The organism is Temperatibacter marinus (assembly GCF_031598375.1).
In the GTDB taxonomy this organism is placed as follows: domain Bacteria; phylum Pseudomonadota; class Alphaproteobacteria; order Sphingomonadales; family Kordiimonadaceae; genus Temperatibacter; species Temperatibacter marinus.
The window spans coordinates 2,132,499-2,145,576 of record NZ_CP123872.1 but is presented as its reverse complement, the minus strand read 5'-3'; the positions used below and the strand labels follow the sequence as shown (position 1 = coordinate 2,145,576).

General features: G+C 44.2%; 9 protein-coding genes and 1 tRNA gene. 4 read left to right on the top strand and 6 right to left on the bottom strand.

From position 1 onward, the window contains the following. Positions 1-103 precede the first annotated feature (103 nt). The 3 genes from hutI (at position 104) to QGN29_RS09455 (ending at position 3,353) form a co-directional block, all read left to right on the top strand. A complete protein-coding gene (gene hutI, locus QGN29_RS09465; protein WP_310797610.1) occupies positions 104-1,327 on the top strand; it encodes an imidazolonepropionase in 1,224 nt (407 codons plus the stop codon). 63 nt (positions 1,328-1,390) lie between these two features. Continuing rightward, a complete protein-coding gene (locus QGN29_RS09460; RefSeq protein ID WP_310797609.1) occupies positions 1,391-2,899 on the top strand; it encodes a UbiD family decarboxylase in 1,509 nt (502 codons plus the stop codon). A 70-nt stretch (positions 2,900-2,969) separates the two neighbouring features. Beyond that, positions 2,970-3,353, top strand: a complete 384-nt coding sequence (locus QGN29_RS09455; RefSeq protein ID WP_310797608.1) for a VOC family protein — start codon at positions 2,970-2,972, stop codon at positions 3,351-3,353. An 81-nt stretch (positions 3,354-3,434) separates the two neighbouring features. Here the strand turns inward: QGN29_RS09455 and QGN29_RS09450 are convergent, their stop codons facing one another. From QGN29_RS09450 to QGN29_RS09435, 4 genes are all read right to left on the bottom strand, one after another. Continuing rightward, the gene (locus QGN29_RS09450) at positions 3,435-6,101 is read right to left on the bottom strand and encodes a valine--tRNA ligase (protein ID WP_310797607.1); all 2,667 of its coding nucleotides are present in this window, start codon (positions 6,099-6,101) and stop codon (positions 3,435-3,437) included. Between the two features lie 161 nt (positions 6,102-6,262). Then, positions 6,263-6,880, bottom strand: coding sequence for a DUF2497 domain-containing protein (locus QGN29_RS09445; RefSeq protein ID WP_310797606.1), 618 nt, complete (start codon positions 6,878-6,880; stop codon positions 6,263-6,265). Positions 6,881-7,125: 245 nt separating this feature from the next. Further along, entirely contained in the window at positions 7,126-8,499 is a 1,374-nt protein-coding gene (locus tag QGN29_RS09440) for a TolC family outer membrane protein (protein ID WP_310797605.1), read from the bottom strand. Between the two features lie 199 nt (positions 8,500-8,698). Then, positions 8,699-9,355: a protein-L-isoaspartate O-methyltransferase family protein gene (locus QGN29_RS09435; RefSeq protein ID WP_310797604.1), complete on the bottom strand. Its 657-nt coding sequence runs from the start codon at positions 9,353-9,355 to the stop codon at positions 8,699-8,701. 245 nt (positions 9,356-9,600) lie between these two features. Here QGN29_RS09435 and QGN29_RS09430 point away from each other — a divergent pair. Beyond that, positions 9,601-9,674, top strand: a tRNA-Cys gene (locus QGN29_RS09430). A gap of 64 nt (positions 9,675-9,738) precedes the next feature. On the opposite strand, the gene QGN29_RS09425 is transcribed toward QGN29_RS09430, so the two are convergent. Together QGN29_RS09425 and QGN29_RS09420 are read right to left on the bottom strand one after the other, a co-directional pair. Then, complete coding sequence (locus QGN29_RS09425; RefSeq protein ID WP_310797603.1) at positions 9,739-10,653, bottom strand: TolB family protein; 915 nt, start codon at positions 10,651-10,653, stop codon at positions 9,739-9,741. Positions 10,654-10,897: 244 nt separating this feature from the next. After that, entirely contained in the window at positions 10,898-12,976 is a 2,079-nt protein-coding gene (locus QGN29_RS09420; RefSeq protein WP_310797602.1) for a methyl-accepting chemotaxis protein, read from the bottom strand. Positions 12,977-13,078: the final 102 nt, after the last annotated feature.

Genomic DNA, 13,078 nt, shown 5'->3' with positions numbered 1-13,078 from the left:
TTCCTATATTCCCCAGTTGTATAGACAGGTGTATACAACTAGAGCTTGGAGTCAAGAGAAAGCTATGCTATGACTCCAAAAAAATAAAGGTAAGGGTCGAAGAATGTGGGATAAGCTCATTAAAAATATACATATTTCTTCTATGGCAGGGTCTAATGATTCTGCCACAGGAAATATTAAAAATGCCGCCCTTGGCATCAAAGACGGCGATATTGTTTACATCGGTCCAGAATCAAACCTCCCTAAAAAACCTTTAGATCAGCTTTCAAACTGCATCATAGACGGCGAAGAGGGTTGGGCGCTTCCAGGTTTCATTGATTGCCATACACATCTTGTCTATGCAGGCAATAGGAGCGGCGAATTTAAAGCCCGTCTTGACGGTGCAAGCTATGAAGACATAGCCAAAGCAGGCGGCGGTATTTTAGCCACTGTAAAGGCCACGCGAGCGGCTAGTGAAGAAGAACTTATTGAACAATCCCTGCCCCGCCTTCAAGCATTAATCCAAAGCGGCGTAACCACCATCGAAATAAAATCCGGCTACGGCCTAACTTTAGAAGATGAAATTAAAATGCTAAAGGCGGCCATCCAGCTTGAAGCCACTACAGGCATTACTGTAACAACCACCCTACTTGCAGCGCATTCTATACCGCCAGAATATAAAGACCGAGCTGACGCCTATATTGATCATATCTGCGCTGAAATCATTCCTGCTGCTCTTGAAGCTGAATGTGTTGATGCAGTCGACGCCTTCTGTGAAGGCATTGCCTTCTCACCGGAGCAAGTGAAACGCGTCTTTGCCTATGCCAAAGCAGAGGGTCTAGACGTTAAACTTCATGCCGATCAGCTCTCTGACCTTGGCGGTGGTGCTCTTGCTGCTGACTACAATGCTCTTTCAGCTGATCATATTGAATATGCAAGCCTAGAAAGCATAAAGGCCATGGCAGAAAAAAATACAGTTGCAACCCTCTTACCTGGTGCCTTTTATAATTTAAAAGAAACACAAACACCCCCCGTCAAACATTTAAGGGAATACGGCGTTCCCATCGCGCTGGCAACAGATTGTAATCCAGGCAGCAGCCCCGTAATGAATATTCAATTAATGCTGCATATGGGCTGTACACTTTTTGGTTTAACTGTCGATGAAGCCTTGCTTGGCATTACCAAGAATGCAGCACTTGCGCTTGGTATGGATGAGACCCACGGCAGTTTAGAAGTAGGAAAAGTGGCAGATATTAATCTTTTCAAAATCACGGATCCTGCTGACCTTGTTTATAACATAGGGGGCATAGAGCCTCAAATGACCTTTAAAGACGGTATCCAGTTATAATTCCTCTAGCTTCAAAAACGACTTTACACTATATGTAGCTTAATAAATTGAAGGGCTTTTCATATGGCATATAACAGCTTACGGGATTTTATGGATGAATTAGAAGCCGACGGTGATTTGGTGCGCATCTCACATCCGGTTTCCACTGAACTTGAAATGACTGAAATCCAAACCCGTGTCCTTCATGCTGGAGGCCCAGCACTTTTATTTGAAAACGTGCTGAATGAACGCGGTGAAAAATCCTCAATGCCAGTTTTGGTAAATTTATTTGGGACGGTCGAGCGCGTTGCCAGAGGAATGGAATGTAAGCCTGAGGACATGCGACAAGTCGGTGAGACGTTAGCCTTCCTCAGACAGCCAGAACCGCCGCGAGGCTTTAAGGATGCTCTTGATCTATTGCCTCTGGCTAAAAAAGTTTTATCAATGCGTCCTAAAAATGTTTCTAAAGGCCCTGTGCAGGAGGTGGTCTTAGAGGGTGAAAATGTTGATCTCTTCTCACTACCAATTCAAACTTGCTGGCCTGGCGAACCTGCGCCGCTAATCACTTGGCCTCTTGTGGTCACCAAAGGCCCTTCCAAGGATAAGGAAGATGATTACAATCTAGGCATCTATAGGATGCAACGGCTTGGCAAAAACAAAGCCATTATGCGTTGGCTCAAGCATCGCGGGGGGGCACAACAATATGCACGCTGGAAGAAAGAAAAACCAGAACCTTTGCCTGTTGCCTGTGTTCTTGGTGCCGACCCAGGCACGATTCTAGCTGCCGTGACGCCTGTGCCCGACACGCTCTCTGAATATCAATTCGCAGGATTGTTGCGCGGCAAAAAAGTCCCCTTGGTTGATTGCAAGACAGTCCCCCTAAAAGTCCCAGCCACGGCTGAAATCGTTCTAGAAGGATATATAAGCTTAGACGACTATGCAGATGAGGGTCCATACGGGGATCATACGGGCTATTATAATAGTGTAGAACAATTCCCCGTTATGACAATCACAGCTATAACAATGCGCAAAGAGCCAATTTACTTATCAACATATACGGGCAGGCCACCAGATGAACCAGCGGTCCTCGGAGAAGCTCTAAACGAGGTCTTTATCCCGCTAATCCAACAACAATTTCCTGAAATTGTTGATTTCTGGCTTCCACCAGAGGGTTGTAGCTATAGAATTGCAGTGGTTAGCATCAAAAAGGCCTACGCTGGGCATGCGAAACGCGTCATGATGGGTGTTTGGTCCTATCTACGACAATTTGTTTATACCAAATTTGTTATTATTGTCGATGAGGACATCAACTGCCGTGACTGGAAAGATGTCATGTGGGCCATATCAACACGGATGGATCCTGTGCGAGACATTGTCACTGTTGAGAACACCCCCATAGACTACCTTGACTTTGCCAGTCCAGAAAGCGGGCTTGGCGGCAAACTAGGGATGGATGCTACCAATAAAATGGGCAATGAAACCCACCGAGAATGGGGGACTGAGATCAGAATGGATCAAGAGGTCATCGATAAAGTCGACAGCATTTGGTCCGACCTTGGCATTTCGGGCAACTATAAAAAAATCTGGAAGTAACGCAGAAAACTACTTTCCTATTTTCTCTGAATCGTTAGGCTACTCTGTGTAACCAAAAGAGGAGAGAATAATGATCGGTTATACGACACTTGGAACAAATGATTTACAGAAAAGCAGTGCTTTTTATGACGCCCTTATGGCTGAATTAGGGGCAAAACGTATTATGGACGACGGTAATTTCATCGTATGGGGCAGCAGTTTAGACAAGCCTGGATTTTCAATTACTGCACCTTTTGATGGCAAGACGGCGACAGTTGGAAACGGGACAATGATAGCTTTAACAGGTGAAAGCAATGCCCATGTTGATGCTGTTTATAAAAAAGCCCTTGAACTTGGTGCAACTTGTGAAGGGGGCCCGGGTGACCGCGGTGTACCCGGCATGAATTTTTATGCCGCATATTTTCGTGACTTAGATGGCAATAAACTCAACTGTTTTTGCACCACTGGGGAATAGCCTCAGCATATCAAAAAAAGGAGCCATTGGCTCCTTTTTCCTTTTATATCAATATTTTATATCAGTGTACTAGAAACATTCTTACCCAAGTCGATCGAGAGCACCCTCTGTTTTTTCGATTTGAGCATCTAGATCAGCCAATTGTTCTTTCGCCTGTTCAATCACATGCTCTGGTGCTTTCGCGACAAAGCCAGCATTCTTCAATCGCCCTCGAATAGAACCAGCTTCTTTGTTTAGCTTCTCAATACTCTTCTTCAAACGACTGCGTTCGGCATCAAGATCAATCAGGCCTTCAAGAGGAATTCCATACCCCTGACCGGCTACAACAAACCGAAGTGACGCTTTTGGTAAGTCGGACGGGTCAGTGAAACTAACATTCTTCACCCGCGCGAGCTTAGAAATGAAACCCCAGTAGTTTTCCATTTTATTTTCAAGAGCTGCCTCTTCCCCAGCTTTTAACACGTGCAGATCCACCTCAGCAGATGGGGCAACATTTGCCTCCGCTTTCACAGATCTAATTTCAGAGATTAATGACGTCAACCAGTCAATATCCTCAGATGCTGTCACATCTATAGCTGTTGCTGTAGGCCAATTGGCATGAATAAGGTCATAAGCACGGTCCTCTTTGGTTGCATGCCATAGTTCTTCCGTAATGTGCGGCATAAAGGGATGAAGCAAAACCAAAATTTGATCCAATACCCAGCCAGCAACTAGACGTGTTTCTTCCTTCAGCGTTTCGTCTTCGCCCCAGAATACAGGCTTGATTAATTCTACATACCAATCACAGAAAGTTCCCCATGTGAAGTGATAGATCGCATCGGATGCTTCATTAAATTTAAAGCCATCAAGCGCAGTTGTCAGCCCTTGAGCGGCTTTAGCCACCTCCCCGATAATCCACTTATTCACAGCGAGAGTCGCTGCAGGAGCCTCAACACTGTTCGAGCCTGCAATCCCGTTCATTTCACAAAAACGACTTGCATTCCAAAGTTTAGTGCCGAAATTACGATAGCCTTCGACACGTTTCTCACTCATCTTAATGTCACGGCCTTGGGCTTCCATAGATGTCAGCGTAAAGCGCAGAGCATCCGCCCCGTATTTATCGCAGAACTCAAGAGGATCAATCACGTTGCCTTTTGATTTGGACATTTTCGCGCCTTTTTCATCGCGAACAAGAGCATGGATATAAACATTCTTAAACGGTGCTTCACCCATAAAGTGAATACCAGACATCATCATGCGGGCAACCCAGAAGAAAATGATATCAAATCCAGTGACAAGCGTTGCATTCGGATAATAACGGGCGACAGTTTCGCTGTCAGTATCACTCTCATCGCCCGTCCATCCCAATGTGCTATACGGCCACATTGCAGAGGAGAACCAAGTATCAAGAACATCTGGATCCCTTGTGAGAGCAACAGCTTCTCCAAATTTTTCTAAAGCAGCAGCCTGCGCCAGCTCTTCTGTTTCTTCAACAAATACTGTACCATCTGGCGCATACCAAGCAGGAATGCGGTGCCCCCACCAAAGCTGACGAGAAACACACCACTGCTGGATGTTCTCCATCCAGTGGAAATATGTTTTCTCCCAATTTTTTGGGATAAAATTCGTAGCGCCAGTCTTCACTGCTTCGAGAGCAGGTTTCGCTAAAGTTTCAGCATCTACGTACCACTGAGCTGTCAACCACGGTTCGATGACAACACCGCCGCGGTCTCCATAGGGCACCATATGTTTATGGGGCTCAACCTTTATAAGCAGGCCAAGAGCCTCCATATCCGCAACTATTTGCTTGCGAGCGTCAAAGCGATCCAGCCCTTTATATTTCTCGGGACAATTGGTCATAGCACCGTTCTGATCCATCACGTTAATCAGCTCTAAATCGTGCCTTTTTCCAATTTCAAAATCATTAAAGTCATGTGCTGGTGTTACTTTCAATGCACCGGTCCCCTGCTCCGGATCTGCATGCTCATCAGCGACGACAGGGATTAGGCGGTCTGTAAGAGGAAGTCTCACCTTCTTACCTATAAAATCTTTATACCGCGCATCATCCGGATGGGCACAAACACCGCTATCCCCCAACATTGTTTCAGGACGGGTTGTTGCAATCTCGATAAACCCTGAGCCATCCTCTAAAGGGTATTTGAAATGCCAAAAATGACCATCCACTTCTTTTTGTTCAACTTCCAAATCGGAAATCGCCGTTTTTAATTTAGGATCCCAGTTCACCAAACGATTATCTTTGTAGAGAAGTCCTTCTTTATAAAGCTGGACAAACTTCTTCAGAACAGCCTTGCTACGAGGCTCGTCCATAGTAAAGGCCTCACGAGACCAATCACAACTGGCGCCCAAACGCCGTAATTGACTGGTGATGGTTCCTCCTGATTCCGCTTTCCATTCCCAAACACGCTCTAGGAATTTTTCACGTCCAAGATCAGTCCGTTTAATCCCTTCTGCATCCATTTGACGCTCAACAACCATTTGAGTTGCAATACCCGCATGATCAGTCCCCGGTTGCCATAAAACATCCTTACCACGTAATCGTTCAAAACGGATCAAGACGTCCTGAAGCGTATTATCAAGAGCATGCCCCATATGAAGGCTGCCTGTAACATTAGGCGGCGGCATAACGATGACATATGGTTCTGCGCCATCGACTGCACCTTTTCCAGCAGCAAAAGCATTAGAAGTTTCCCAGTGGGCGTACCATTTTGTCTCAATCTCTTTCGGATCATATGTCTTGTCGAGTGCCATAGTTTTTTCTCTATATTAAAGGCTGCATTTTCCGCAGTTTTACTTAAATTTTGATCGTTTTAAGGGTTCTATGTCTTAAGGTCAACGACCAATCCCTTTTGACATTAAAAAAGCCCCAGTAGCAAATACTGAGGCTTTTATAAATTCATCCTACATCTATGCTACTTTCTTCGAGAAATCCTTGCGACTTCACGGTCCACAGCATCTTGTACTATACCCGGCAAATACTGATCCAACCAGCCCTGAAGCATTGGCTTCAGCATTTCACGAACCAAACCTTCTAAAGTATTCTCAGCTCCAGGATAATTTGCAACCATCATATGAGTCAGCTGTTCAAACGAAGTTTGAGTGATCTGCTCGGTAGAATTAGACACAATCGGATCAACAGGAGCATTCATCGGTGCTGCATATGCTGCTGGTTGCTCATAAACAGGCTCTTGAGGTGCGTGCTCTGTTAAATCAAGAATATCTTCTTCCATGGCTGCAACAGGTGCTGGTGCCGGCTCAGGGGCAGGCGCAGGCGCAGGGGCAGGCGCAGGCGCAGGCGCGGGCGCGGGCTCTGGCTCTTCGAATACTTCCGGAACAGGTTCTGGCTCTGGCTCTGGCTCTGGCTCTGGTTCTGGCTCAGGTTCAGGCTCTGCTACAGGCACGACTTCATCAGCCACTTCATCAGCAGCTTCTTCTTGAGGTAAGTCTTCCTCTTCAGACTCGTCAGATATAATCCGGCGGATGGACGCCAGAATTTCTTCCATAGTTGGTTCTTCGTCTGTATCGCTCATATGCCAGCCAGTCGCTCCACTCCCATAACATTAAAATTGTTATCTAACAGGGAGTCTTCTGTCAATAATTGTTACTCATAATTGCACATAAAAGGTTAAAAAAGCCTCTTAGTGGTACATTTATGACTCATTACCTTACTTTCTCAGAAGTAAGAAGCAAAATAAAGGCCATTTTTCAATAAGATACAAGAAAATAAAAAAAGGAGCTTAAAAAAGCTCCTTTTCCTCAGTTCAATTTTCCCTAACTAGCCACCGATAAATTTATTCTTTACGGCTTTATAGTTTTTCTTTGGATCGTAATACTCAACGCTCAACCCCAGAGACTTAGCGGTTAACTGTCCAGTTGAAGCAAGTAAGTTATAGGCCGCAACAAACTCATCACGTTGAGCACGAATAAGCCCCACACGAGCGTTCAATAATTCTTGCTCTTGGTTCAATACATCTAATGTTGTTCTTGAGCCAACAGCTGATTCTTGACGAACACCCTCCAAAGCGATCTCATTGGCACGAACTTGTGCTTGAGAAGATTTAATACGACCTGAAGCAGCTCTGAGATTATCCCAAGCAATGAATGTGTTAGCTGTCGCAGTCCGCTCCGCTTCTAGAATTTGAAGACGGCGCTGTGACTTAACACGCTTTGCTCGACGAATATCAGCATAAGTAGCCCCGCCTTGATAGAGCGGCACAGTTACACTCAAGGTTACAGACTGACTGTTATACGCAGAATTTGTAAAGCTGCTATGGGGTTCCATATTGCGTGTAAAGTTAGCAGACAAGTCTACAGAAGGATATAACGAACCCTGTGTACGGTTTACACCGTAAGCAGCCGCACGTTCTGTATGTCGGGCAATCATGACGCCTGGCGCCTGCTCTGTCGCAATTACAACTGCATCATCTAGAGATGCTGGTAGCTTAGGCAAAGCGTCAGGATTTTCAAGCGTTTGCGGCAGCTCGCCAACAATACGTTGATAGGTTGCACGACTAGATGCATACGATGCTTCTGCCGACTGCAAATTAGATTTAGCACCTTCTAAGCGCGCTTCAGATTGAGCAACATCAGTACGTGTAATTTCACCAACACGAAATCGATCTTGCGCAGCTTGAAGATTACGCTCAAGAACTTTCACTTGATTTTCATTCAACTCAACTACAGATTTGTCACGGAGTACATTCATATAAGCCGTAACACCGTCCAGCATAACACGCTGTTCTGTATTGAGCAGCTGAGCAACACCTGCTTTCACATTTTCTTGCGCTTGTTTATCAGCATAACGCGTGCTGAAGCCTGAGAAAATATTCTGACGCGCTGTCAAAGATAAAGAGCGGCGCTGTGATTTAGAATTATCAATATTTCCTGAGGCATTCAGGCGGGAATCTTCCTGCCTGCTATGCACATCTGTATAGGATCCGTTTAAAGATGGCAGGTAACCACTGCGTGCACGCGCAACAGTTTCATCCGTCGCTTTCAGCGCTTCACGCTGAGCCATCAATGTTGGATTGGTTTTATAAGCTTTTGCTAAAGCTTCTTTGAGTGTGTCTGCAGAAACAGACGTTCCCGCGAATGATGTTCCCAAAATAGCTGCAATAGCAAGGCGAGAGACAAGTCCCTTATTATTCATTGTTATTCTCCTGTCGTTTCCTCTTATCATTATTATTTTTAATTTCTAAATTAGCGGGATACTATACTAATCTAGAACGAGTTATTTTACTCAATACGCAGTTTAAATCCTTACGGACCTATTTGTCAAAAATTCCTTACCAATATTTGACTTTTTTAAAAAATATCAAGGGGGTAAGCACCGCCCCAGATAAAAATACTTACGCGAATGTAAAGGCTTCTTCTTTTTGAAACCCTGGTACAGGGCGCGCATTTGCATCAAACAAGTGACGGGCTTCAATGCCGTCTTCAGTTTTCTTCACCAAATGTCCGCGACCAACACCGCCTTCGATCAAAACGCATACAAGTCGCCCACCGTCTTTAAGTTGCTTGATCAAGGCTTTCGGCACCTCTTCAACAGCCCCATTAATGACAATCACATCAAAAGGCCCTTGTTTTGCGACACCCTTTGCCATATCGCCGTCTATAACGGCCACATTCACCGCATCAATTTCAGCCAACTTACTTTCCGCTGATTCGACCAATTTTTTATCAGCCTCTAATGCAACAACTGCGTCAGCCATCTGCGATAAAACAGCAGAAGAATAGCCTGTTGCAGGTGCTATATCCAAGACGAGGTCTGTCGATTGAACGGTAGCTGCAGAAAGCAAGCGACCAAAAACGCGAGGCTCCATGATATAACGACCACTGGCAACTTCGATATCTTCATCAACATAAGCAACAGCGCGTTTTGCCTTCGGAACAAAGCGCTCACGAGGAACAGAAAGCATCGCTTTGGTAATTGATGTTTCATTCACTTCATTAGGACGCAATTGGCTATCCACCATCGCTGTTCTAGCTGTTACGAAATCTGTCACGATATCTTCCTTCTACTAATATAAAGGCAGGCCTACAAATCCCTGCATTTTCTTTTACCGCGTCTTATACTGTTCTTCAATCCCTGTGACAATGGATTTTATGTGCTTTTTATAGATTCTTGTGGACAAAATGAGATATTTTTTCCGGAACTATAAAAAAGTCTATTGACCGAACACCCTCTCCCCACTATACGTTTCCCACCTCAAGCTGACAGACGGTTGGCAAGCCACAGAGGAACAAGGATGGCGCGATGGCGGAGTGGCGACGCAGCGGATTGCAAATCCGTGTACACGAGTTCGATTCTCGTTCGCGCCTCCATCCTTTTCTCCTCACTTCGCTAATATCCTCATCCGTTTGATACGAACTTTCTTTCCACTGAAATTCATTCTTGGTCTCTGAGCGTTTCTAGAATAGCGGCCTCTACCCAATAGATATCCACGTTATCATCGCCATCAGGATCGACACTGCGGTGAAAGAGAATATATTTGCCATCTGGAGTTACACTGGCAGCAGCATCCCATCCTGGTGTATTGATTTTATCACCTAAATTAATTGCCTTTCCCCAAGAACCATTCTTTTGACGAAAGCTTACATAAATGTCATTACCACCAAATCCGCCTTCTCTCTCACTATCCCAGAGAAGATAGCTTTCATCGGGCGCAATAAAGGGATGTGAATTCCATTTACCGGCATTAATCTCATTATTCATCTGTTTCGGTGTTTCCCGTTTCCCATCAATGAGGCGCGAGACATGAATAGGAGCATCATTATACCCCCCATCGTTATTTCTGATGATTTGATCAAAGACGTAAGTGCCCTGTGCAGACGCAGAGAGTCGCATAATCAGGTACTTATCAAAAGGGGCGCCAAGGCTTTTCACTTCGGACAATCCTGTATCAGATCGCTCAATATAACGGCGCCCTAGATGAATGGTTTGATCGCCGGGAGCGACAAAAGGCTGCCCAACTCTTCGTGAGATAACTGTTTCATACCAACGATTATTCTTATTCTTAAAAACAACAAATTCTTGTTTTTTTGTCTCTTTATTTTCTCTCAAAAAATAAAACTCACTCATATCATGAGTATAAGTACCCCCGTAATCCCAGCGCTTTGTTGACACAATACCTGGGGCAAATGGTTGAGGCGTAGACCCAGGTGTGACCTGACCAAAATAAGGGCCATTCGGGATAGCAAGCTCAAGAGCGTCACTGCCCTCTTTGGGACTGGAACTCGTAGGACAGGTAGCCCCCATTAGTATTACTGTCACCATCAACATAGACTTGTATAGTGGCTTCATCTATCTTCCTTAAATAAAACTTCTAGTGCTTATAAGTCTTCACGTAGGCGGGGCTGAATTTATCTGCAATGGGATTGCGATGAAAAGGTGCATTCACAAGACGAATGACCCTTAACGATCTGCCTTGCAAAAAAACGTAACATTTCAGATTTACTTGCTTCTACACTTGTTTTTTCAAGACCCTTGAGACTAAGTTGAACGACAGATGTTCTGCAGCTTTCTTTTTAGAAGAAGGCCGCCATTATCAATAGAGCTCAATGCCATCATCGTCATCATCGTTATCGCTCTCTCTTAACAGCTCTTTACTTAGTGAATCGACAGAGTCTATAAGGAAATCCGTTTGCTTGAAGATATCCTGTGTTGCTTCTTCTAAAAGAGCAAAGCTTGCCATATTTCTCTCAGATGCCTGCTGTGCACTCGTCGTTGTCATCTGAGCTTCATTGGTCACAGAATGAGTTTCCTGGGCTTTATGAGTAATATCGTGCGTAGCCTGATTTTGAAGATTAATGGACTGTGCCATCACATCAGATGCTTCCGATATTTGAGCGATCGATTCCTCAATACTTTTAACACTTTCAACCGTCGTACGTGTTTTTGCACCAATCTGGTTCACGATCGACGAAATTTGTTGGGTTGCGCTCTCCGTTTGTGATGCCAAAGATTTGACTTCGCTGGCAACGACAGAGAACCCTTTCCCAGCCTCCCCTGCTCGCGCCGCTTCAATTGTCGCATTGAGTGCGAGCAATTTTGTCTGTTCAGCGATGGTATCAATTGCAGTAATGATCTGAGAAATTTCTTTAGATGTTTCTTCAAGCTCAGTAACATTCTTCGCCGCTTCATTCACACGTTGCTTTGCATGGACTGAAACGGATTGAGCATTCTGAACCTCAGACGTGACTTCTGTAATAGACGAAAGCAATTGTTCTGTATCAGAGGCCATAGACGACACCATTGTCGAGGCCGTTTCAATATTATCCAAAGTTGCGCTTGTGCTATCTGAGGATGCTTGAGTAGCTGTTTGCATTTCATAAGAAGCCTGACTGAGTTTTGCACCGTACATAGAGAGATTAGAAATGACCTCCTTCATAGCACCTTCGAATTTAGAGACAATCATATTCCGTTCCTGCGCAAGAGTAATTTGATGTTCTTTTTCTTGTTGCTCTTTTTGCAAGATTGCGTCCGCCTCTCTTTTGGCATCTTCCTCTAATCTTTGTTGCTCAATAACTTTACGAGCTTCAATTTCTTCTAATTCTTTTAATCGCCTCTCTTCTATGGATTTATTCATTTCTAGAAGCTCGTCATGCTGGCTGTCTATTGTGCCTGAAATGCGTTTCGAGAGAAAATAGCTAATCCCTGCAAACACCCCCACAACTAATAATGTGATTAAAAAAGATGTTAAAAGTAAAAAGTCAGTATTCTTGTTCACATCATCTTGATTGAGAATAGCGATGAATTTCCACCCCAGCACGTCAGAGTTACGGACCACAGCAAAATAATCAATTTCATCAATTGTGATCTCATACACTTGCTGTTGCTGTTCGATAAGCGGCTGAAATACGCCCTCTTTTACACTGGATAATTTCTTAAAATTATGATTTGAATTGCTAGGATCTACCAGAATATTCCCGCTGTCTTCAACGACCATCAAATAGCCCGTTTCGCCAATTTTAATAGAATTCACAATCTTTGTTAACCCAACAAGGGAAACATCCATTCCCAGAACACCATGAAGATCTCCTAAAGGGCTTTTGATCTGTGCGACTGTTGATAAGATTGCTGTCTCATCTGGCGCCCAATAATAAGCCTGTGCTCTCTTCGGCCCTTGCTCAGCAACAATGCCGGCTTCATACCATGGACGAACTCTTGGATCATAATGATCTGTCACTGTACCAGAAGGCCACTGGATATAACCGCCTTGCTCACTTCCCGCATAAATATATGCCAAATTTGGGTGTGTTTCGGCAAAATCTACAAAAAGCTTATACAAATCAGCATTTGCTGCATAATCTTCTGCAGACATCGTCCCCTGCTCTTGATCAGGCTTAAAAGAGGCAGCGCCCTCCAAATTCATAAATCCTTGAACCGACTTCAAATTACCGGCAACCATAGGATGCTTTGACAGATAGTTTACGTTATTTTCGATTTGCTCAAAAAAGGTGATGAAATTATTTTCAACCTGCTTCACTTCATGGTCGATAGAAGTAAAAGCAGAGTCTCGCGAGGATTCAGAAACCTGAAGAAAAGTTACAGTACTGATAATAGTAGACGGCAATAAAGCCGCGCCAATAAAGGCTAACAGCAAAGTTACTCTTAAATTTTTCATATTCCACCCTCAAACAAGATATTTAGAACTGTTAACATTAGTTATAGAATAAACTTCCTACAACTGTTTTAGGGTAAAATGTTAATTTATTTGCAAAACATC

Excerpts from the sequence above, each read along its gene's own strand:
- QGN29_RS09445 (WP_310797606.1), bottom strand. The coding sequence starts at position 6,880 with ATGAGCGATACAGACGAAGAACCAACTATGGAAGAAATTCTGGCGTCC.
- QGN29_RS09460 (WP_310797609.1), top strand. The coding sequence starts at position 1,391 with ATGGCATATAACAGCTTACGGGATTTTATGGATGAATTAGAAGCCGAC.
- QGN29_RS09450 (WP_310797607.1), bottom strand. The coding sequence starts at position 6,101 with ATGGCACTCGACAAGACATATGATCCGAAAGAGATTGAGACAAAATGG.
- QGN29_RS09455 (WP_310797608.1), top strand. The coding sequence starts at position 2,970 with ATGATCGGTTATACGACACTTGGAACAAATGATTTACAGAAAAGCAGT.
- QGN29_RS09440 (WP_310797605.1), bottom strand. The coding sequence starts at position 8,499 with ATGAATAATAAGGGACTTGTCTCTCGCCTTGCTATTGCAGCTATTTTG.
- QGN29_RS09420 (WP_310797602.1), bottom strand. The coding sequence starts at position 12,976 with ATGAAAAATTTAAGAGTAACTTTGCTGTTAGCCTTTATTGGCGCGGCT.
- hutI (WP_310797610.1), top strand. The coding sequence starts at position 104 with ATGTGGGATAAGCTCATTAAAAATATACATATTTCTTCTATGGCAGGG.
- QGN29_RS09425 (WP_310797603.1), bottom strand. The coding sequence starts at position 10,653 with ATGAAGCCACTATACAAGTCTATGTTGATGGTGACAGTAATACTAATG.